The sequence below is a fragment of the Paenibacillus germinis genome (genome assembly GCF_013141785.1).
GTDB lineage: Bacteria > Bacillota > Bacilli > Paenibacillales > NBRC-103111 > Paenibacillus_E > Paenibacillus_E phytorum.
Genome location: NZ_WHOC01000119.1, coordinates 17,230 through 39,029, shown reverse-complemented (window position 1 = coordinate 39,029; position 21,800 = coordinate 17,230). Strand labels below are relative to the sequence as shown.

The 21,800-nt window shown below is 46.8% G+C and carries 15 protein-coding genes; 2 read left to right on the top strand and 13 right to left on the bottom strand.

The genetic code is table 11. The annotated features are described in order from the left end of the window. Positions 1-124: 124 nt before the first annotated feature. The gene (locus GC102_RS22495; protein WP_171691475.1) at positions 125-895 is read left to right on the top strand and encodes a pirin family protein; all 771 of its coding nucleotides are present in this window, start codon (positions 125-127) and stop codon (positions 893-895) included. Between the two features lie 520 nt (positions 896-1,415). Here GC102_RS22495 and GC102_RS22490 read toward each other — a convergent pair. The 9 genes from GC102_RS22490 to GC102_RS22450 all read right to left on the bottom strand — a co-directional run bounded on the left by GC102_RS22490 (position 1,416) and on the right by GC102_RS22450 (position 15,295). Then, complete coding sequence (locus GC102_RS22490; protein WP_171649582.1) at positions 1,416-1,670, bottom strand: hypothetical protein; 255 nt, start codon at positions 1,668-1,670, stop codon at positions 1,416-1,418. A 59-nt stretch (positions 1,671-1,729) separates the two neighbouring features. After that, positions 1,730-2,197 (bottom strand): VanZ family protein, encoded by a 468-nt coding sequence (locus GC102_RS22485; RefSeq protein WP_171691474.1) that lies wholly within the window; start codon positions 2,195-2,197, stop codon positions 1,730-1,732. 94 nt (positions 2,198-2,291) lie between these two features. Beyond that, on the bottom strand, positions 2,292-4,802 hold the full coding sequence (locus GC102_RS22480) for a trypsin-like peptidase domain-containing protein (protein WP_171691473.1): 2,511 nt from the start codon (positions 4,800-4,802) through the stop codon (positions 2,292-2,294). A 95-nt stretch (positions 4,803-4,897) separates the two neighbouring features. Beyond that, on the bottom strand, positions 4,898-5,752 hold the full coding sequence (gene fdhD, locus GC102_RS22475; RefSeq protein WP_171691472.1) for a formate dehydrogenase accessory sulfurtransferase FdhD: 855 nt from the start codon (positions 5,750-5,752) through the stop codon (positions 4,898-4,900). A gap of 5 nt (positions 5,753-5,757) precedes the next feature. Then, a complete protein-coding gene (locus GC102_RS22470; RefSeq protein WP_171691471.1) occupies positions 5,758-8,112 on the bottom strand; it encodes an FdhF/YdeP family oxidoreductase in 2,355 nt (784 codons plus the stop codon). An 812-nt stretch (positions 8,113-8,924) separates the two neighbouring features. Next, positions 8,925-9,284: a Na-translocating system protein MpsC family protein gene (locus GC102_RS22465; protein ID WP_171691470.1), complete on the bottom strand. Its 360-nt coding sequence runs from the start codon at positions 9,282-9,284 to the stop codon at positions 8,925-8,927. Positions 9,285-9,433: 149 nt separating this feature from the next. After that, positions 9,434-10,444 carry an ABC transporter substrate-binding protein gene (locus GC102_RS22460; RefSeq protein ID WP_246321067.1) on the bottom strand — a complete coding sequence of 337 codons (1,011 nt, stop codon included), beginning with the start codon at positions 10,442-10,444 and terminating at the stop codon, positions 9,434-9,436. A 394-nt stretch (positions 10,445-10,838) separates the two neighbouring features. After that, positions 10,839-11,672: a DUF72 domain-containing protein gene (locus tag GC102_RS22455; protein WP_171691469.1), complete on the bottom strand. Its 834-nt coding sequence runs from the start codon at positions 11,670-11,672 to the stop codon at positions 10,839-10,841. 119 nt (positions 11,673-11,791) lie between these two features. Beyond that, positions 11,792-15,295, bottom strand: a complete 3,504-nt coding sequence (locus GC102_RS22450) for an S-layer homology domain-containing protein (protein WP_171691468.1) — start codon at positions 15,293-15,295, stop codon at positions 11,792-11,794. 286 nt (positions 15,296-15,581) lie between these two features. Here GC102_RS22450 and GC102_RS22445 point away from each other — a divergent pair, with 286 nt between their 5' ends. Then, a complete protein-coding gene (locus tag GC102_RS22445; RefSeq protein ID WP_246321066.1) occupies positions 15,582-16,757 on the top strand; it encodes a winged helix DNA-binding domain-containing protein in 1,176 nt (391 codons plus the stop codon). 266 nt (positions 16,758-17,023) lie between these two features. Here the strand turns inward: GC102_RS22445 and GC102_RS22440 are convergent, their stop codons facing one another. The 4 genes from GC102_RS22440 to GC102_RS22425 all read right to left on the bottom strand — a co-directional run bounded on the left by GC102_RS22440 (position 17,024) and on the right by GC102_RS22425 (position 21,784). Further along, positions 17,024-17,764 carry a hypothetical protein gene (locus GC102_RS22440; protein ID WP_171691455.1) on the bottom strand — a complete coding sequence of 247 codons (741 nt, stop codon included), beginning with the start codon at positions 17,762-17,764 and terminating at the stop codon, positions 17,024-17,026. Between the two features lie 68 nt (positions 17,765-17,832). Continuing rightward, on the bottom strand, positions 17,833-19,245 hold the full coding sequence (locus GC102_RS22435; protein ID WP_171691467.1) for a sensor histidine kinase: 1,413 nt from the start codon (positions 19,243-19,245) through the stop codon (positions 17,833-17,835). Then, on the bottom strand, positions 19,239-19,943 hold the full coding sequence (locus GC102_RS22430; protein WP_171691466.1) for a response regulator transcription factor: 705 nt from the start codon (positions 19,941-19,943) through the stop codon (positions 19,239-19,241). Before GC102_RS22430 ends, GC102_RS22435 begins: the two co-directional genes overlap by 7 nt. Positions 19,944-20,113: 170 nt before the next feature. Next, positions 20,114-21,784, bottom strand: coding sequence for a glutamine--tRNA ligase/YqeY domain fusion protein (locus tag GC102_RS22425; protein WP_171691465.1), 1,671 nt, complete (start codon positions 21,782-21,784; stop codon positions 20,114-20,116). Positions 21,785-21,800: the final 16 nt, after the last annotated feature.

The following is a 21,800-nucleotide window of genomic DNA, read 5'->3' as shown; positions in this document are numbered from 1 at the left end:
GTAGATGCGAAGTCAAGATCTACCCCAGTTTGACCAGCTAAGGCTTTGACAGACGGATTGAAAAGACATATAATACTTACATATAGTAAGTAATTAAATATTTTATAGTAAAGGGGCTGCTACTATGAAAATTCAAGTATTTTCAGCTGAGCAACAGGGTGTTGGCGCTTTTGACGGAGGAAAGTTCCTGGAACAACGAGCTATCAGCTTTCCGGGTGAAAAAACGGCTGTTGACCGCGTCGGTTCCTTATTCTACTGGGCATGGGGCAAAGCTTCTGAAGTATCGGAGATCGGTATGCATCCTCATAAAGCGTTCGAAATTGTCACTTATGTCATTGATGGTCTCGTAGAACACCAAGATTCCCTTGGTTCCTTGGAAACAGTAACAAATGGAGGCGCGCAAGTCATTCAAGCTGGTTCCGGTGTTTATCACGCGGAGGCATTCCGCCGAGCTGGCAGCGAAGCGATGCAAATCTGGTTCGAGCCGCACCTTAGTCAGACCGTGAAAAAACCTGCCGCTTACCATCAATATGAGCATGAGAAATTCTCAATCCGCCATATCGCTGGAGCAACACTGAAAACCGTAATCGGCGGGGATTCTCCCATTAAGCTGGATGCGGACGTTAACATGTACGATTGGAGCCTTGAGCCTGGTTCCGAGTTCAGCTACACACTTACACCAAGCCGCCCGCTAACCTTCCTTGTTATTCGAGGTCAAGGCACAAGTGAACTCGCCGCGGAGAAGCTTCAAGCTTGGTCCCACAAAGACTTCGCGATAGTCCAAGCCACAATGGAAGGTGAAACTCTTCACCTGAGAGCTGATAGCGATCAAGGCCTGCGTATCATTGCTATTGAAGTGCCGGAAGATCCGGGCTATACGCTATATCATAAATAAGCAGCAGATAAGCAAGCGGCTGTCCCAGAAACTTCCACAATAGCGGGGGCTTTTTGGGGCAGAGTTGTTCTTAACGGAACGACAAGACGCTAAAGTGGATGAAATGCGCTGAAAGTTGAATTGGCGGAACGAGAGGGCGTTATTCGATGAAATTTGTGTGATTCGGAGCTAAAAACAATGAAATAGCGTCTGTACGTTCCTCTTTAGCTTGAATAGAGCATATTTCACGTAAATAGCGTCTGTACGTTCCTCATTGCTGAATTAGCGCATATTTCACGTAAATGCATCTCTAGTTTCCCCTTAGTGGAAGCATAATAGATGGCTGCCTGCACCTATCCATGAAAAAGCTGCACCTCTTATGGATTTATCATTTTGGTGTCAGCCCCAATCCGCAAAACATCTCAATTGAATGTAAAAAGAGGCTGTCCCAAAAGTCAAAAAAAATGACTGAGGGGCAGCCTCTCATTTTTCTAAAACAAAAAGAAACCGTTCTTTGGTAAAATGGAGGAACCTCTTTATATTATTGGTTACTCTGGAGCCTTGCCTTTTCATCGTTCAATGATTGGACGGCTTGCTGCACCGCTGGCGAATCGGATTGATCCGTCGCCTGCTCTAGCGCTCTCTCCGCGTGAGTGATTGAATTCTGAGCCTCTTCCTTCGTCTGAGGTGTTGGATGAGACATCGCACGAGAAACGGCTGCATGGACATTATCTACCGAGTTTTGCGCTGAGGATATCGGATTTTGTGATTGTAAACTTGAATCTGGCTGTGTCATGGCTATTAAATTCCTCCTCTGGGGTTATTTCGTTACACCCGCTATGTTGAGGCATTTGGTCACATTTTATACCTTCTTTTTGATTCTCTTCCTTTTAAGCTACGTCCAATAACCGCGAAAAGAACAAAGGATATACTGGCGCCAAGCGCATTCAGTATCACGTCATCGACATCGAAGCTGCCTACCCGCAGCAGCATTTGCAGCAATTCCAAGCCTATAAGAGGACATCCGAAGTACAGAAGAAACGTACCATAACGTCTTGCAGAGCGATTTAAATAAGGCAGTAAAAAACCATAAGGCATGAAAACACCAATATTGCCAAACAAATTAATGATCCAAGTCCGCGTAGAAAAAGAATCGGCATACAGCACATACATACCAATTGTTCGAAAAGGGACGACATTGTAAGCAAGTTGACCTGTAGTGTGCATATGCCGCCCGAAGCCTAGAAACATCCAATACAGCAAACAGCTCGTGAAGCCTATGAAAAGCAGCCAGATAAGTGTCCGAGCGAGCTTGATATTCATGTGTTAGTATCCCCTTTAGAGAAGTCATCAAAGGTTAAAACAAGAAACCTCCCTTCAGCCTGGACCGATGAGAGGTTTCCTGATTAGCGCAGCTCTATTTTTTCACACCGTCCAAAAATTTGAACGACTCAAAAGCCTTATTGAGTCGAGCCTGATTGGTTTCGGTGCGTACCGCATCATCAATACGGAGCGTTGCCGTGTAAGAAATATTATTTTGATTGAAAATGTAGATCGTTTCCTTGTAAGGTATCTTGGCACTTGCATAGCTGATCTCATATTTTTTGGCTTTCAAATCACCGAAAAGCGAGATTTCCGCATCGGTAAACGTATAGTCATTATCGTTATCTTGACTTTTCTTCTGAGCGGCATCTTCCTCTTTAACCATCTCTTCGTAAGTCGTTTTCGTTTCTGCACCAACGCTCAAGTACCCGCCTGTGAAGAGGAACGTCTTATTCACTTGATCTTTGCTATCGTAAGAGTTGCTGATGGTCCAGATCTCTGGAATTTGCAGCGTGTATTTGAATTTCTCATTTTTGTAAGTAACTGTACGATTCGGATCCATGAGTTCATCCAGATCCTGAATGAAGCCAAGCTCTTGATCCATACTGTCTTTGTCCACTTTGATGGTAGCAGTTAAGGTTTTCAGGAGATCCTCAAGCGTTGCCCCCTCTTCCTCTTGCGGATAACTCACATCCACCACATATTTATACTTATCCTTGATAAAAAAGAGGGAATAGCCCGCACTCCACTTATTGCCTAACGTACTCGCGTAGGTTAATTTCAGAGCAGGCACACCGGCTAAGGTTAGCTCCTCGGGTTCTTCCATACTGCGGTATTTGGGGGCATAAGAATCTTCAAACTGCTTACGCTGACGATCTACCCACGCTCCCAGTGTGTCACCAGATGAGGCCGAGGTTACGCCGACTTGAAGCATTTGGGAATAATCATCATTAAAGAAGGAGGAGCCGCCCGTATAACCGCCTTGCTGCCAATTGGAGGGCAAATCAAAGGATAAGCCATATTCATTCGTGTAGGTAGTATTGCCGCCAGAGTAGACTGAAATGTCTTTAAGCGACTCATCCTTATCATTAAAGGAAAGCTTGAAGCTATCCAGCAGATCATTGTAGCTATTTTGCTTAAAATTGTTATTGTAATGCTCTTTCGATACAAATAATTGCACCGTATATAAGCTGCCTTGGTGAAGGTATCCACGAGTCTGGATATAGCCATCATCTCCTGAACGACCAACAATTTTGGCATAGGGATTACCTTCGCGCTTCACATACTGACGCTCTAAAATGGTTGAAGCCGCACCGGAATAATCGTCCTCATCATCACTAACCAATCTGTTCAGAAGTGCTGAAGGTGACAGCTCGTCGCTTTGATTACTTTCTACTTTAATCGTTAGGGAGAAATCCCCCTTCGCATCCACGAAACTGACGGAGTCGCCATCATCGGACTGATGACCTTTCACTAAGCCCGCGGGGTATTTCATGGACCATCCGTAGTGGCTGTCGCCGATTTTCGTTTTGCCGCGGTCCGCATCCAAGTAAGAACCCTCAGCGTCCTGCGTATGTTTCGTTTCCTGTTGCTGCGCTTCTCCGAGTGTAACCGACTTCGATTTGGTAGCATTACCAGATTGTATAGTTATTTCGATCGTTTCACCCGGCAAATACTTCTTAATCGCCTCATTGTAATCCACCAGAGTCTTCACTTTACTTGTACCGATCGATACGAATAGGTCATCTTGCTGAATGCCAGCCCCAGCCGCTGGTGAAACCGGATCTACGTAAGCAACTCTTAAACCCGTAGAACTTGGTAAACCTACAACCGCTTCCCAGCTTTCTTCCAGCTCCAGACCGAGATAAGGACGTTTAACTTTGCCGTAAAGCTGAAAATGCTTTAATACATATTTGACGGTATCCACCGGAATCGCGAACCCGAGATTTTCGACGCCGAAATCCGCATATTTCATCGTATTAATACCAATAACTTCGCCATTCATGTTGATTAAAGCGCCCCCGCTGTTGCCAGGGTTAATCGCCGCATCCGTTTGAATAAGCTGATACTGCGAGTTCACAGAGCGGTCAAGCCCGCTGACAATCCCAACGGTGACGGAGTTCCTTAGGGCAAAAGAAATCGGAGTCCCGATTGCGGCTACGGTTTCACCCACTTTAATATCGGAGGAAGAGGCGAATTTCGCAGGCGATAAGCCGGTGGCATCGATTTTGACCAAGGCTAAATCGCTTTCCTCGTCGATATTCGTTGCGTGTCCATTATAGGTTGTACCGTTAGACGTAACGACGACGATATTTTTCATATCTTTGACTACGTGGGCATTCGTCACGATAACACCATTTGACTCTACAATGACACCCGTTCCGTGCGCGAGATTAAAGCGATTCTTGTCTAAGGTTCTATCCGAATCAGATGATGGCTTCCCAATAATGGCTACAACCGAAGGTGATGTCTTCTCAATAACCTTTGGAACCTCCGCATTCACTTCAGCTGCATAAGATGGTAGAGGGCCCTGCAAGGAGACAAGTAAGAAGGCTGCAAGCAGCGCTACGATTCCTTTTTTCGTAAAAGTATTCCAATTCCCCATAGTTGTGTTCCTCTCTTTACAAAAGATGGCAATAGCTAGAATCTAGCATAATTAAGATAGAGAAACAATACAAATTTTTCCACAAAATAGGGGCTTTATCGACATTCCGTTATACGTTCGGGGTGCGTGTACACCGATAATTGATCCCTTCGGATGAAGCCAACAACCGTAATCCCTAGATCCTGAGCCAAGCGAAGTGCCAGATCTGTCGGGGCAGATTTCGACAAAAGGATACCGACGCCGATCTTTGCGGCTTTGAGAGCGACCTCGGAAGAGACTCTTCCGCTGAAGGCTATGACCTTATCGCGAACAGGAATTCGCTGCCTTAATAGGTGTCCATAAATTTTATCTAGTGCGTTATGCCTGCCAATGTCCGCCCTGCTGAGGAGCAGTTCGTTAGCCGTGCAAAGAGCTGCATTATGCAAACCTCCCGTCGCCTGAAAATCAGCCGATTGCTCCTGCAGCTGATTCATAAGATGAAAGCACTGCTGAATCGATAGTTGGAGCTTCGTATTAACGGTTTTGGCGGTACGAGCGTCGTTGTGAAAATAGAACTGGCGGCTTTTCCCGCAGCAGGAACCGATGAAGCGCTTGGACACCATCTTTTGACTTAATTGATGGAGATGACGCAGCTTGACATGAACGAAGCCCCGCTCCTCTTCCAGCGTGAGCGACTCGATCTGATCCACGAATCGGATCAGGCCTTCGGAGGCTAGAAAGCCTGTGACTAGATCGATGGTATCGGTCGGCGTATAGACGAGTGTTGCGAATTCCTCGCCATCAATTTTGATGGTGAGCGGCGCTTCTGTTGCGATGGTATCCTCTTGAGAGAGTACCTCCGTTCCATTATATCGGTAAATCCCCCATGATGTCGTTGATTGAAGTGAGGGATGAGATTGAGGTGCTGTGTCCGCATTAGGAGCGTGAGAGATATCCTGTTCGTCGTCCATCGTCTTCACTCCACTTCTGTCTCAAGCTCTTGAATACGTCGTTCAACGTAGCGTGTATCCTTGTGAGCGTGATAGGTTTCTGCCTTCTCTACAATGACTGCTGTGTTATACTCTGGGATGCCTGCATACTGCTCATACACACCTTTGGGAATCAAGGAGTTGCCTTCTGGCCAATGCACCTCGATGTTGCCTGGTTTTACCTCAGCATGCTTTACCCTTCCGTGCATGCTGCCGTAGCTGTTATAGATGACGATCGCCTCCCCTTCATTCAAAGAGAGCGCGCTAGCGTCGTCGTTATGAATAAGCACATCGTAGCGATCTGCTTCATTGAATGGATCGATGTCGCTGTAGATCATCGAATTGAACTGCTTGCCGCGGCGCGTCGTCACCGCGAAATGCCCTTCCGGCTTCCGCAGCTCCGGAAGCTCGATCGGCAGCAGCGCGCCGCGGCCATCCGGCGTCGGACAGACGCCGTCCTCGCACAGCCACGCGCCGCCGTATTGAAATACATCACCGCGCTCACGCAGGTGCCCAATGCCGTTGTAACTTGGCGCGGCGAGAGCAATTTCCGCGCGGATAGCTTCTGCGCTGCCGCAGCCCAGCTGCTCGGCGGCATCCGGTTTCACGCGGTGGGCGAGATCCACGTAGATCGCCCATTCCGCGCGGGCTTCGCCGATGCGGGGGCCGGCGATCTCGGGTGAGAAGTACACCATCCGCTCCGTCGAGGTGGACGTGCCCCCTCCGGGCTGCTCGTAACGCGTCATCGCGGGCAGCACCACCACAGCCTCCCGCGCATCAAGCAGCGTGGAGGTGTTCAAGATGATGTCCTGGTGGACACGGACATCGATGCTTGTGAGGGCTTCGCGGACGAATGCCGGGTCCGGCATCGTCTCGAGGAAGTTGCCGCCGGATGTGTAGAACATCCGGAGCTTCCGCTCCTGCTCCTCGGGCAGGAGCGCGTTCTCGAGGGTGACACCGACGATGTCACCCTGCCAGCTTGGCAGCTCGAACCCCCAGAGCTGCTCGATTCTTGCGCGGTCGGCGGCACTGGCGATTTCGCCGCCCGGCAGGCTGAAGGGATCGGCGCCCATTTCGCCGGATCCCTGCACACCGCTGTGGCCGCGGATGGGCATCAGCCCGCAGTGCTCGCGGCCGAGGAAGCCCCGCAGGAGGGCGAGATTCGCCACCTGCGAGATGTTGTCCGTGCCGAAGCGGTGCTGTGTGAGCCCCATGCTCCACACGAAAACCGCGCTCTTGGCACGGGCCAGCAGCTCCGCGAACTCGCGCATGCGTTCGCGGGTGAGGCCGGACGACTGCGTAAGCGTCGTCCAGTCCTGCTGCGCCACGTGGGCGCGCAGCTGCTCTAGCCCGTTCGTGTGCGCCTGCACGAACGCATGGTCAATCGCGGAGCCCGGTTCGCGCTCCTCCATCTCGAACCATACCTTCATGACGCCGTTCATGAAGCCGATATCCCCGCCGATGTTCACTTGATACACATCGTCGGCCAGCTTCGTCCCGAATAACGCGGATTCGGGAATCGAAGGAATCCAGTACTGCTCCATGGACGGCTCGTAGTACGGGTTAATGACAATGATCTTCGTCCCTTTGCGCTTGGCCGCGTACATATATTTCGTCGAGACCGGCTGATTATTTGCGGCCACGCTGCCCCAGAACACAAGGACGTCCGTGCCGATCCAGTCCTTGTAATTGCACGTCGAAGCGCCCACGCCAACGGAGCGCTTAAGAGCCGTCTTCGACGGGGAGTGGCAGATACGCGAGGCGTTGTCGATGTTGTTCGTACCGAGCAACCTTGCCACCTTCGCTGCCACATAGTACGACTCGTTCGTAATCCCCCGAGCCGTCAAGTAAAAAGCCATCTGCTTCGGATCGATCGTACGCATCTTTCCTGCAATCGTGTCCAGCGCCTCATCCCAAGTGGCTCGGCTGAATTTCCGCTCCCCATGGCGGCGGATGAGCGGATAAGGGATACGCCCGAGCTGTCTGAGCTCGGTGCTGCTCATGCGGCTCAGCTCGTCAATGTCTGCATGCAGCAGCTCCTCCCGAATCGCCGGCATCGTGTTCAAACGCAGCACATTCAGCCGCGTTGTACAGAGATGCGGCCCTGCCAGCGTTTGGTCGTAGAGCCCTGACACGCCTAGTGCGCAGCCATCGCACACGCCTTGCGTCAGAATGCGATACGCATAGGGCAGATTATCGCGATTCTGCCAGGCGATTTTTGCCGTTTCGCGAATATGCTGCGGCTTTATTTTCCCAAGCCCGAACGGCACCTTGCTGACCCACAGCTTCGGATCTGGTTTAGCAGGCAGCTTGATTGGCCCCGTATGCTTCGTTTTCCCCATCTTAAAAACGCTCCTTTGGTTCTATTTTTTATCTCTTCCACTCATTTGCTCTTGCTCTTGCTCTTGCTCTTGCAATTACACTTACTCTTACTCTTACTCTTACTCTTACTCTTACTCTTAATCTATGTTATTTTTGCACCTTCGTACCTGCGAACAACTCTCCGAAAACACTTGCTCACACCTCACTCTAACCACTATCCCATTTGCTCAGATTCCTGAGTTACTTCCCCCACTTCCATCTCGCGCAGCATCCTATCGCTATCCCTTCCCCCTACTCCGTACACCCAATAGCTACCCTAACAGCACCCCAGCAAGCAAAAAACCACCGCAAAACAATCCCCAGACCTCCTCTCATCAGAGGAAGCCTCAAGTCATGTCTCACAGTGGTTAGTCTCCGGCAGGTTCGCTACCAAGTGCCAAGCACCTTTACCTATGTATATGTCGCTATTTGAGCATTTATTTACAGAATTCCACTTACTAAATGGCTTTCACCTGAACCGAATACTGCATAAAGTGCAGCAAAACGGGCATAAATTCCTAGATTTAATGAATTTGCTGCATTACCTACAGCTAATCTAGCCTGATACATGCAAAAACGTCAAAAGCAGCTGATTTTACTGCACAATTTGCAGCTTTTCCGATTTCATCGCTATTTAACCGAAAATAGATGCACTTTTTACATCATCTCAAGTCGGAAGTCAGGAAGTCGTGTTGTGGGGTTGCCTGGTTACTAGTTTACCAAGTAATTCGAGTTGTCGCGTTGCCCGGTTACTAGTCTACCAAGTAGTCGAGTTGTCGGGTTACCAACATCTCTACTTACAAAACTTCTTTTCCAAATCCTGATCAAAAACGAACACCGACATCCCCTCATCCAGCTCAATATCGATATCAACGAACAGCTTAACGAACTTCGCGCCAAGCAGCTCCTCCATTTCGATAGGGGGGTGGTCCTTATAAATCTCTTTCACCATTTCCGTGCGAGCCGTGCGGAGCATTTGTCTGCCATCGCCGGTTTTCGCCATAAACTTTTCTACGGGAGAGAGGTTTCCTGCCATTTCGCATATCGCCCAGCACTTACAAAAGGTCGTCATCACGCGCTCCGGCCCCTTGCCCATATGCTTTTTGCGGTAAGCCTTCACTAGGTTACTAAATTCGGCCTCCATTCGGTTCATCGGCCAGCCACCTTTTATATTTACTGCTTCAATCATAGCAAGAAAGCGTATACCTGACAACTAAACCGCTAAACTCATTTAATAAAAAAGAGCGGACAACTTTGTCCACTCTCTCACTTCCTACTATAAGTAATTCCGCTTTAAGCGAATTATTTTTTCAGAAAATACTTCTCCAAGTCATCCAGCAATAAATTAGCAGCTTTAATTCCGCCTGCCGTATTCCAAACCGCATCACTTACTTTATGCACTTTGCCTTGTTTCACGACATCGAGGTTTTTCCACAGTGGATCATTCGTCCATTCTTGCTCGATTTTGTTCGCTTCTCCCTTTTCGTTATCCCATGTGAAGTAGAATAGAATGTCCCCGTTCATATCCGGAATACGTTCTTTCGTCAGATCATCTGCGAATTTATCTTGATTCTGTGAAGCTGGCCGCTCAAAGCCCAGTTTATTGAGAATAACACCGGAGAATGTATCCTTCATATAGATACGAACTTTACCCGGCATAAAACGAACAATCGACACCTTCGTCTTTAACTGATCGCCTGCTTTTGCTTTGAAATCTGTGATACGTTTCTCGAAATCTGCAATGATTTTATCGCCCTCAGCCTTTTTGTTCAAAGCTTCTGCATACAGCTTGAAGTTGATCTGCCAATCACCTGATAATCTCTCCGAAAATACGGTAGGAGCAATAGCAGACAGCTGCTCATATACTTTTTCCTGACGAACCTTATTTCCAATGATTAAATCAGGCTTTAGGGAAGCTATCATTTCTAAATTCGGTTGGTTTTCATCCCCAACTATTTTCACGCCTTCCATATCCGCTTTGATATGATCATACCAATCCCCTAATGTAAAAGACTTCACCGCACCAATCGGCTTAATCCCCATCGAGAGAACGGCTTCCGTACCTTCATTCGTTAACACGACAACCTTTTTGGGAGTACCTTTTATCTTTGTTTCGCCCATGGCATGCTTAACGGTATATTCTTCGGATTGAGCGGGTTGACTTTCTTTCTTCGTATTCGTGGTAGCTGCAGCATCCGACTTCGAAGTGTCTGTTTGTTGTCCGCAGCCAGCTAGGATCAGCATGATCGTCGTAACAAAAACAAGCAGCTTAACTCCATATGTACGATTTGCAGCAGAAAAATGGGTATGCATAAATAGTTATCTCTCCTTCAATATTATGAGAATGATTATCATTATCTATAACATCCTAATTCCTTTAGTAGCAAATGTCAATATCTCTAAGGCTAATGCCCCTTTTTATAAAAAAAAGACCAACCTTCATTTGAAGGCTGGCGCTTTGGCATTCCATTTCGTAGTCAGTGTCTCTATCCTCAATCGTTATCTTCTTCATCCCATTTACGGGAGTATGCTTTCTTCGTTACCCAGAATGTCGAACCTATTATGATCAAAAGGGCAATAATACCTAAGATGATGGCACCAACCATTGTCTAACTCTCCTCTTTGCTTATACTCAGCCAATTACTTATAACCCTTACTATAGCCCGAAAATCTGTAAACACGCAATTAAACAAGCCCTTTTCAATTGCTAAAACAAATCCAACTGCCGTGGTCCCAGCCCTTCATATTCTAAACCGAGCAGCCCCATCAATTCCTTGGCATTGCCTGCGGCATGTCCACCAGAATTATTGTTGAAGATCACGCATACCTCTCGCGATTGCTCCCGCAGCTCTAGCAGCCACATCTTCCACTCCAGTAGCTCCTGCTGATTGTAATGGTATAAGTACCGTACGTCACGCCAATTCGCCTCGTTGTTTTGCACCCAACCGCCAACATTGCGGCCGTGAAATCGAACCATCGTCATCTCGGGGTGGGTAACCTCCAGCACTGTCGGGACCGAACCAATCCCTGCCTGAGGCTCGTCACAGATGCTGTGCATCCAACCCTCTCGTCGCATAAAGGTGAGCGTCTTTTCGCACATTTCCTCCGTAAACCAGCTCTGATGACGGAATTCCAGCGCTACGGGTACATCCCCCATCTTTTCTTTAGCATCACGCAGCATATCCACATTCGTCTTGTTGCAATCAAACCATGGCGGGTACTGAAACAGAACAGCTTTAAGCTTCCCCGCTTCTTGAACAGGTCGGATCGACTGTAAGAAAACCTCAAACATTTGCTCCATCCCACCTGCAAAAGGATTCTCTCCCCGCAAATGACCTGTCATTCCTTGGTATGCCTTAATAATGAAACCAAAGCGTTCTGGCGTCTCTTGGTTCCATTTTAAATAATTGCGCTCCGGTTGGATCGCGTAAAAAGAAGTGTCCACTTCCACAACCGGAAAGTGTGCGCCATACTCCCGCAGCTTCCCTTTGCTGCCGCCTAACTCATGGTCGCCCCAGCCGGCTAGACCGATGTTGATCATAGTAAGTTCTCCTTACCTATGTTGGTTTTCTTTATTGTAGCTTTCTCAATGGCATTCAACAACTAAAGGCTCAACCCAGCCGAATACTCGGTTTGAGAAGAGCCTTTTGAGGAATTACATCATTCGAATACAATAGTGAATTGTATATCTTGCAAGCTACTTATTTGACCATTAACTGTGTACTTTAATCCATGAATATTGTAAATATTGGCGCCTATGATTGGAACAGGTTTATTGGAAAAACTTATTTTATAGTAAGTTATTCCGTTATTCGTTATCAGTTCTCCAGTAACCGGTGTTGACAAACCTAATACTTTAATACTAGCTTCAGAAATATCTAACGTTCCTTTTAGCAGAGGAGCATCCGGAATAGGCACAAAATCACTATCCATCAATACAACAAGTAAGTAATCTGCGTTGATTCCATTAGAAAATACAAATCGATTATTTGCTGATGGAGTCTTAATAAGCTCGCTATATACTTGGTCTGTTACAGAGTATGATTTCATACCAGCAACTTGCAGAGCTTGTGGCATTTTGACAGAAATCGCAGTTGGCTCCGAACAACCCATATCATTACAAGCCTTGACGGAGAAGTTGTATGATTGATTTGCTTGTAGAGAATCAATTGTAATAAGTGGTATCCAAGGTGTACTAGCGATTTCTGTACCATCTTTATACACTTTATAGGTAATACCATTTACAGCATCAACCCAATATTGACTCCAAGATAGTTGTATACTCGCAGGACCCAAAATACTTGCTTGCAAACCGGTTATAATCTTTGGTGCTGTATGTAGAATGACAGGCCCCACAGCATAGGGTTCACCAGAACCGATAACAAAATCATTTGTTGTAGACGTTGAATATCCCGTTTTTGTTACATGGACGGAATAAGGGTTACCTGGTGAAACTTGGTCAAAACTGTAAAATCCATTGTTATTGGTTTGAACGGTCTTATTAGTTCCAATTAACCCTACAGTTGCATTCGGGATTCCCTTAAGACCTGATTCCGTATTCTCGTAGACGAATCCAACCACAAAACCAGGAATATTCACCCCTGGCAACGGAATCATGGGTATAGGTGCTGAAGATGGCATCGGACAAGTAGTACTTGAACAAGTATCCTGAACACTCCCAATAAAGGAAACATTCGCATTTTCATGTTTATACGACACCTGATAATTAGTGCCACTTATTTGCTCACGGACTGTTAATAACACATAGTTTTTTAACTGTGGATACTGGGTGACATTCACAACTTCAAGTCCATGGTCAAATTGGTAATCGGCCGCTTGAGAATTCATGACGGGATGATCGAATTGAACCAACAACAGGTCGGAACGTAAACTCTTGACAGCAACAACCTCGGAGTCATATTCCTTCACTTTGATGACAAAAGATTTTGTTACTGCATATGCCATTTTGTATAAGGTTGCCTTTACATTCACTGTAGCATCACCTGCTCCGGATGCTGGTCTTTCTAATGGACCCCAAGATGAAAAAAGATCTGACCTGTCTGAATTCCACACTAATACAATATCGTTGCCCTCTACTTTAGAAAACTTAGGTATTTGTGTAACAGATAGGGCTGTGTCACCTGCTTGGAATAGCAATTGGAGATTGTTTACTTGATCTCTGAAATCAAATATTGACTTTTTCATGGATTGAAATTCTGTTAAGTTAGTAAAATCAAAGTCTACTGCCCCAAATACCTTAGCGATTGCCATAGCTTTTTCAGCAGCTTCGAAAAGAGCAATATGAGCAGAGAGGTCTGAACCAATACCAGCTGCTGCTTGAATCGATTGGTTTGCAAGCTTAATCGCTTCCGTTTTTACTTTTGATAAAAGGTCATCACTAATCTGTAAGTCCCCATTACCACTCAATATCTTTGCAATAGCCTCAGCAGCCCCTGTAACAGTAACAATCGTATCCGCTGTTACTGTTTTAATATTTGCCGTTGCGCCAACTTGAATCGTCGTACCTGACGACCCACTAGGTAGCTCCACGTTCTGAAGTTCACCGGATCCATTAACAATCAGCGTTGTATTAGGTACTGCTACATAGACACCTTGTGTCACCGTACCTGGTGTAGCATCTATTTTTGCGTTACTTCTCAACTTTAGGGACTTGATTATTGTCGGGAGGAGATTGCCATCTGAAGGAAGATCGATCTGGATATTAACATCCGGTGCTTCTACTGTTACTTCACCGTCAATATTTCCTTTGAGCGTAACATCTTTTCCTGCCGCAGCGGCAGCAAGTTTAATTTTACCTAAAGTACCTTGTGTAGAGGATGATTCCAAAATTGCTTGGGAACTCACCTCTGTGTCCGAAACAATAGCTCCGTCCATTACAACAATTCGTACACTCTGGCCATTATTATTGATAGCGTTTATTTTTAATAATCTTACATGGGAATTATATAATTTAATTGAGCTTACGGCTCCGGACAGAATCTCTAACTGCTGAGGATTAATATTTCGCAGTGTAATCTCACCGGATGGACCCGGATTAATAATGAGATTTTGAACTGTCGTGGCCGGACCACTAGCAGGACCATAAGTGCCTGTAGCTTTAATGGTGATCGTGTCCAGTGCTGCACCACTAGCTAATTGCTGTTCCACGGAAGGAGCCCCAACAAAGCCGCCGCCTCCTCCGCCTCCAAAAAAGCCAAGTACTGCTGCTGCCCCCACAACACTTTTATCCGTAGATATACCTTTGTAGGTAAATTTGTAGGATATATCTTTTGTTTGAGCAGAAGTCGTCAACAAGACAATTGATTTGCTGCCTGATTTGAGAGCAGCCTCTATAACCTGCAAATTATTATCAAATGAAAAATCCTCTTTATTTACTGAAGTTAACTCCGACGAAAATGTCACTTCAATACTAGTGTTATTCGTTGCTTCTAGTGTTGTAACTAAAGAACCCTGCTGCCCCTTAGTTAATTCCTTTGCTTTGTTGACATATTGAGAAGCATGATTCTTAAATTCATACGCTAGTCTAGCAAGAGCTTGACGCTCTGCAGGATCCTTAGGATTAAATCGAGTGGATCTATCCTGACCTTCTGTTCCATTGACGAAACCAATCTGCGCAGCTAAGGAAACTGGTGATTTAGCCCAATCAGCTATTAGATTTTTATCGGAAAAAGTATTGATAATAGGCGACTTAGAAGCTATCTCGTCCAATCCAAGTGCACGAATGAAAAAAACGATCAATTCTTCACGTGTCACTTTGGCTTCCGGAGAAAAGGATGTAAGTGAAGTGCCTTGCGTGATTCCCGAGGCTACGAGTGCCCCGACATATCCTCGATACCAACTTGTAGCATTTATATCCTTAAAGGACTCTGCTTTCGTAGGATCCTCTTTCAATCCCAAAGAGAGTACTAGGATTTTAGCAAGTTCAGCTCTAGTGATCGCTTTTTGTGGTTGAAATGTTCCGTCTGCATAACCAGAAATAATTCCAGAATCAACCAGAGAGTCAATCTCTTTTTTAGCGTAAGAATTAAAAGTGTCTTTTAATTCCACTTTCACTGCCTCAGAACCTAAAGCAGGCATTGCATAACTGAAAATCATAGTCATTAACAGAATAAAAGCAGTAAAACGATGAACATTAACTCTCATCTAATTCCCCTCCAAGTAGCTAGTAAATAAATCCAATGTCTATAAACACGGAATCTATTATACTAAATTCTAAAGTTAGTAATATGAAAATTAAGGAAATTTTATATTTCGAACAACTTTATAAAATTTTATATATTCTGATTAGCTTAAATAAGACTTAATTTTTCCCTGCAAGCAAAACACCACACAAACATGCTTTCCTCCCTGACATTACGTTGTCAGTAAATTGTTATATAATGGAATTTATATAGCGAATGATCGTTCAAATCATAGGAGGCATATTCACATGTCGTTAATCAATTCTTCAGACGAGGGCTGCGCGAAAATGGACATTTCGAAACCCGTAATGACCGGGTGCGCCAGCCCAATTCTCAGTCAGCGTGCCTTAAACCGAGCACTACTAGCTCGGCAATTGCTCCTCGAGCGCTCGGATATGCCCAGCCTCCAGGCTGTCCGGCACCTCGTTGGCCTGCAGGCGCAAGCTCCTAACCCACCCTACGTGGCGTTGTGGACTAGACTGCAGAACTTTCGCCATGAGGAGCTGTCCCAGCACATCATGGACAGAAGCATCGTGCGCATCGCACTCATGCGCTCGACGATCCACCTCGTCACGGCCGAAGACTGCCTGACGCTGCGCCCCGTCCTGCAGTCCGTGCAGGACCGTGCCTTAAAGGGCACGTTCGGCAAGAAGCTTGCCGAACTGGATCTTGACGCGCTCGCCGCAGCCGGGCGAGCGTTCCTCGAGGCGCAGCCGCTCACCTTCAGTGAGCTCGGCAAGCGCCTTCAAGCCCAGTGGCCGCAGCGCGATGCCACTGCTCTCGCTCAAGCGGTGCGCTGCAGCCTGCCGCTTGTTCAGGTGCCGCCCCGCGGCATCTGGGGCGCCAGCGGGCACGCCGCCCACACCACAGCGGAGGCTTGGCTCGGCCGCCCGCTGGCACAAGGGCAGGACCCCGAGGCCATGCTGCTGCGCTACTTGGCGGCCTTCGGACCTGCATCCGTCAAGGATATGCAGGTCTGGTCCGGGCTTACTCGGCTGCGCGAGGTGATCGAGCGGCTGCGCCCCAGCTTGCTCTCCTTCCGCGACGAGCAAGGAAACGAACTGTTCGACCTGCCGGAAGCTCCTCGGCCGGACCCTACAACCCCAGCTCCGCCTCGTTTCCTATCGGAGTTCGACAATATGCTCCTGTCCTACGACGATCGCACCCGCATCATGCGTGATGAAGATAAGCATCTGGTGTTCACGGACAATGGCATCATCCGGGCCACGCTGATCATCGATGGTTTTGTTCGAGGTATTTGGTCCATTACACAGAAACGCAAATCGGCTATTTTGACCATCAACTTATTCGAGCCATTATCTCAGGTTGATCACGCTGAGGTTGCCGAGGAAGCGGAACGGTTGTTTGATTTCATCGCACCTAATGCAGATTCGCGAGATATTCTCTTTATTAATCAAAAATAGGAAACCCAAGGCCGCCCTCGAGGTTTCCTATTTTTATGGGGAATTATGGTTTTATGGACTACTAGCTTTTCTTAAGCTCTGAATAGCCAAAGTCATTGTTGTAATTGTGCAACTTTAGACCATTTAAGCCAAAAAGACTGACACATTGAAAGCAAGATCACTCACCAAGTGAGAATTCATTTATCTATGCGCTCAAAAAACAAACCCCGAGGCCGCCCTCGAGGTTTGTTCCTATCCTTACCCTATTTCTGTGCCAATTTCTTACCCTACTTCTGCGCCTGCTTCTCCCATTTCGCTTTCAGTGCACTTTCTATTTCAGCAAACACCTGCTCGGTGGTCTTACCTTCCGTAGAAATACCTAATTTAGCAGCTTTTTTATTCACTGCTTCTGCCTTTTTGTCTTCTTTACTCGCCTTTAAAGCAGCGCGTATTTCCTTGGCTGTCTTGCCTTCCGTTGCAACACCCGCTTTTGTTGCTTTTTCTTGCAGTTTCGTCAAAGCTGCCGCTTGCAGCTCAGTTCTAATCTCTTTATTTGTTTTTCCATCGGTGGAAACACCGAGCTTAGCCGCTTTCTCTTGCAGTTTCGGTAAAACAGCTGCCTTAAGCGCTGCTCTCAGCTCTTTATTCGTTTTCCCATCCGCGCTAACACCAAGCTTTGCCGCTTTTTCTTTCAGCTTCACTTGAACAGCAGCTTGAATATCAACTTTCAGCTGTTCCGCTGTTTTGCCGTCTGTGCTAATCCCCAGCTTCGCTGCCGCTTTCTTCAATTGCTCCGTGTGTTTGGCTGCGCTTAAAGCTTGAAGCTCCGCTTTGATCTGCTCATTCGTTTTACCATCTGTTGATACGCCAAATATTTGTGCTTTATCCTGAAGCAGCTGCTTAACTGGTTTAGTGGATTTGCTTGTTGGCGCTGGAGCAGTGCCCTGTGCATTCTCGGCAAAAGCCGCAATCGGAACTGTTAATACAATTGCACCTACCAACGCTAGTCCTGTTAATTTTTTCAACATAAGTATCGCTCCTCGATTCGTTTATGGTTATGTTTACCTTACGAACCCTATCTTACCAAATAGTTATGTCATAAGTTTGTCATGCGGCGAAGCATAGGCGACTGCAAAAATATTTTAAATACCGTACCCATTTGAGGTTGAGATTCCACTCGAATCGAACCGCCATGAGCTTCTACGATGTGTTTGCTGATTGTCAAACCGAGGCCAGCACCGGAACGGTTGCGGCTTTCATCCGTTTTATAGAAACGGTCGAATAGATGAGGCAGTTTCTCTGGCGCGATACCAAGACCGTTATCCCACACTTCTATCCAGCGTTCGTTCTTGACTACTTTTACTCGAATACCCGCCGAGGACCCCTCAGGAATATGGTTAATGGCATTGTCCAGCAAATTGATAAACACCTGCCTCAACCGGTCTGCATCCGCATAAACCAAATAAGGCCCCTCCGCCTCTGAGCTCAATTCGATCTGCTTTGCTTTAGCTTTCATCTTGAGTTGGGTAACCACCAGCCCTATTAATTCAGGTACATCGACATTCTGGAGGTTTAATTTGACCTGCTTCTCCTCAAAAGACGACAGCTCCATCAAATCATCAACCAAATGGCTCAGTCGAAGGGTTTCCTGAAGAGAAACTTGGATGAATTCTTTCGCATCTTCAGGCTCAACAACGCCATCCGTTATCCCTTGAAGGGAAGCACGAATTGTCGTCAACGGCGTTCGCAGCTCATGGGAAATTTCGGATAGAAATCGCTTGCGTCCCTCTTCTACCTTCTGCAATTTACCGGCCATGCGATTCAGAGATCCTGACAGCGAAGCGATTTCGTCCTTCCCTCTAACAGGTACCCTTCCGCTGAAATCCCCCAAGGCCAAAGCCTCTGCGGTTTTACTCATGAGCTGAATCGGCTTCATAAAATGTCTGGAAACGAAGTACAGGACAGCAATCGCAAGTAAAGCAACCGTTAAGGCAGATAGGAATATCGCTCGATTAATGCCATTGATAGTGCCTTGAATATTTACTATTGGAGTATATAAGAAAATCCCGCCAATGACCCGATTCTCCTGCATGACAGGTCGCCCGACAATGAGCATTTTCACCGTACTATTTTGAGCAAAATTGCTTTGCACCGTCACTTGATTACCCGACAGTACTTTATCCACCCATTCTTTACGTGCTGGGGCCTCGCCCACCGCCTGAATCTTATCCAGATTTGCTCTGGGATGCTTAATAACGGCAACACGAACGTTCGACGTTTTCTCCATGGCGCTAATCTGCTTACGGAAATCCTTCAGCTGTGTCGAGTTATCGAACAAATCCTTGGCCAGTTCACCAACTTGCTCCACCTTCTCTAGAAGGAGCTTCTCGCTGCGTTCATAGGTTTTCTGTTTCATCGAATAGCCAATAGTTCCTGAAATGGCAAGAATGGACACAACAGTTATAGAAATATAAATAAATAGCAGCTTACGGTAAAAGGAGTTCAGCATGCACCAGGACCCTCAAACTTATACCCGACACCCCATACGGTACGGATGCTCCAGTCCTCTTTCCTGTCCGTCAAAGCAGAGAGCTTTTGTCTCAAACGTTTAATATATAAATCCACAACGCGGTCTTCACCCTCGAAATCCCACCCCCATATTTTGGCGATCAGGTCCTCCCGGGTAAAAACTTGATTCGGGTTTCGCACGAAAAACAGCAGCAGCTCATACTCTTTCTTGGGCAAAGCAACGAACTGCCCTTCTACAGTCACGTCATGGGACAGACTATCCACTCGCAAGCTGCCCACTTCATATAGATGAGCCGGTGCAGCAGCTTCTGTGCGGAGCAGCGTCCTGCGGAGAATCGTGGTCACACGAGCAACCAGTTCATTCGGGTCAAAGGGCTTCACCAGATAATCATCGGCGCCCATCTGCAAACCTTCAATTCGCTCATCCACGTGACCTCTTGCCGTCAGCATGAGAATGGGAACATCACTCTTCGCACGAATTTTCTGGCAGACCTCCCAGCCATCGCGTTTGGGCATCATAATATCAAGTACAATGAAATCTGGGTGCAGCTCATCGAACTGGGTTAGAGCCTGCTCTCCGTCATTTGCGGTCTGTACCGCATAGCCGCTTTTTTCTAAGTACAGCTTCGTAATCCGGCAAATATTAAGATCATCATCTACCACCAAGACGGTTGTCACGCGGCACTCTCCTTAAGAAATAGGGATATATCGTTTATATTACTGGATATTTGTGAAAAAAATATATTTTCTCAAAATCGTTTTTTTCCTCGTCTGGCTGCCTATACAACAAAAAACCCTAGTTTTCACTAGGATTTCTAATCTTTATATGGACTCAAGCGAGCCCAATCTTACACTTCAAACGAGCTTTTCAGCGAAACAATCAGGTTAAACACCAGTTTGTCGCTTGTTGTATATTTCGGATCTACGTTGAAATAGCCGTGGCGGAAAAATTGGAACTTATCATGCGGCTGCGCTTGCTTCATATTGTCTTCCACGAAACCTTGCACAATTTGCAACGAGTTTGGATTCAAATTCTCCAAGAACGAAGCATCCTCGTCCTCTTGGTTATCGAGAATCAGCGGCTCATACAGACGGAACTCCGCAGGTACAGCACTCTTCGCATCTACCCAGTGGATCGTTCCTTTGACTTTACGACCCGTAAAGCCGCTGCCGCTTTTCGTTTCCACGTCATAAGTGCAGTGCAGCTCAACCACTTTGCCGTTCTCATCTTTGATGAAGTCATTGCACTTGATGAAGTAGGCATTTTTCAACCGCACTTCGTTACCAGGAAATAACCGGAAATATTTGTTTGGCGGATTTTCCATGAAATCGTCTTGCTCAATGTAGATCTCGCGGGAGAACGGAATTTGGCGATTGCCCATCTCCGGATTCTCTGCGTTGTTCTCCATATCCAGCATTTCGACTTGATCCTCAGGGTAGTTCGTGATCACGACTTTGAGCGGATTCAGAACACCCATCGTACGCATCGCCTTCAACTTCAGATCCTCACGGATGAAGTGATCCAGCATGCGAGCATCAACGACGCTGCCTCCGCCTCCTTTGGAAACCCCAAGCTCACGAACAAAATTGCGAATAGCTTCTGCTGTAAAACCTCTGCGGCGCAAACCAGAGATGGTAGGCATACGCGGGTCATCCCAACCGTCTACAGCTTTTTCATCAACGAGCTGTTTCAGCTTTCTTTTGCTCATTACGGTGTTGGTCAGACCGAGGCGGCTGAATTCATACTGTCTAGGCACATTTGGCATTTCGCACTCTTGAATGACCCAATCATAGAAAGGCCGTTGATCTTCAAATTCCAGCGTACAGAGGGAATGCGTAACACCTTCAATGGCATCTTCCAGTGGATGCGCGAAAGCGTACATCGGGTAGATGCACCAAGCATCTCCCGTATTATGGTGATGGGCATGGACAACGCGGTAAATGATCGGATCGCGGAGGTTGATGTTCGGCGAAGACATATCGATCTTAGCACGAAGAACACGCTCTCCATCTTTGAATTCACCAGCACGCATACGCTCAAACAAGGCGAGATTCTCCTCTATACTGCGTCCGCGATAAGGGCTATCTAACCCCGGCTGTGTAAGCGTCCCGCGCGTTTCGCGAATTTCATCCGCTGTTTGATCATCCACAAAAGCCAAACCTTTGCGTATCAATACCAGTGCGCGGTTGTACATTTCCTCAAAATAATCCGAAGCAAAGAACAGACCATCCCACTGAAAGCCGAGCCATGCCACATCGGCTTTAATGGATTCTACATATTCCGTATCTTCCTTTACCGGATTCGTATCATCGAAGCGAAGGTTCGTTAACCCTTTGAAGTCATCCGCAAGCTCAAAATTAAGACAGATCGACTTCGCATGTCCTATATGAAGGTAACCGTTCGGCTCCGGGGGAAATCGGGTAATTACCTGACTGACTTTGCCTGATTTCAGATCTTCGATTACAATGTTCTTAATGAAATTGGATGGAGTGCTTAATGTTGTACTTTTCGTTTCCATATTCGCCCAGCCTTTC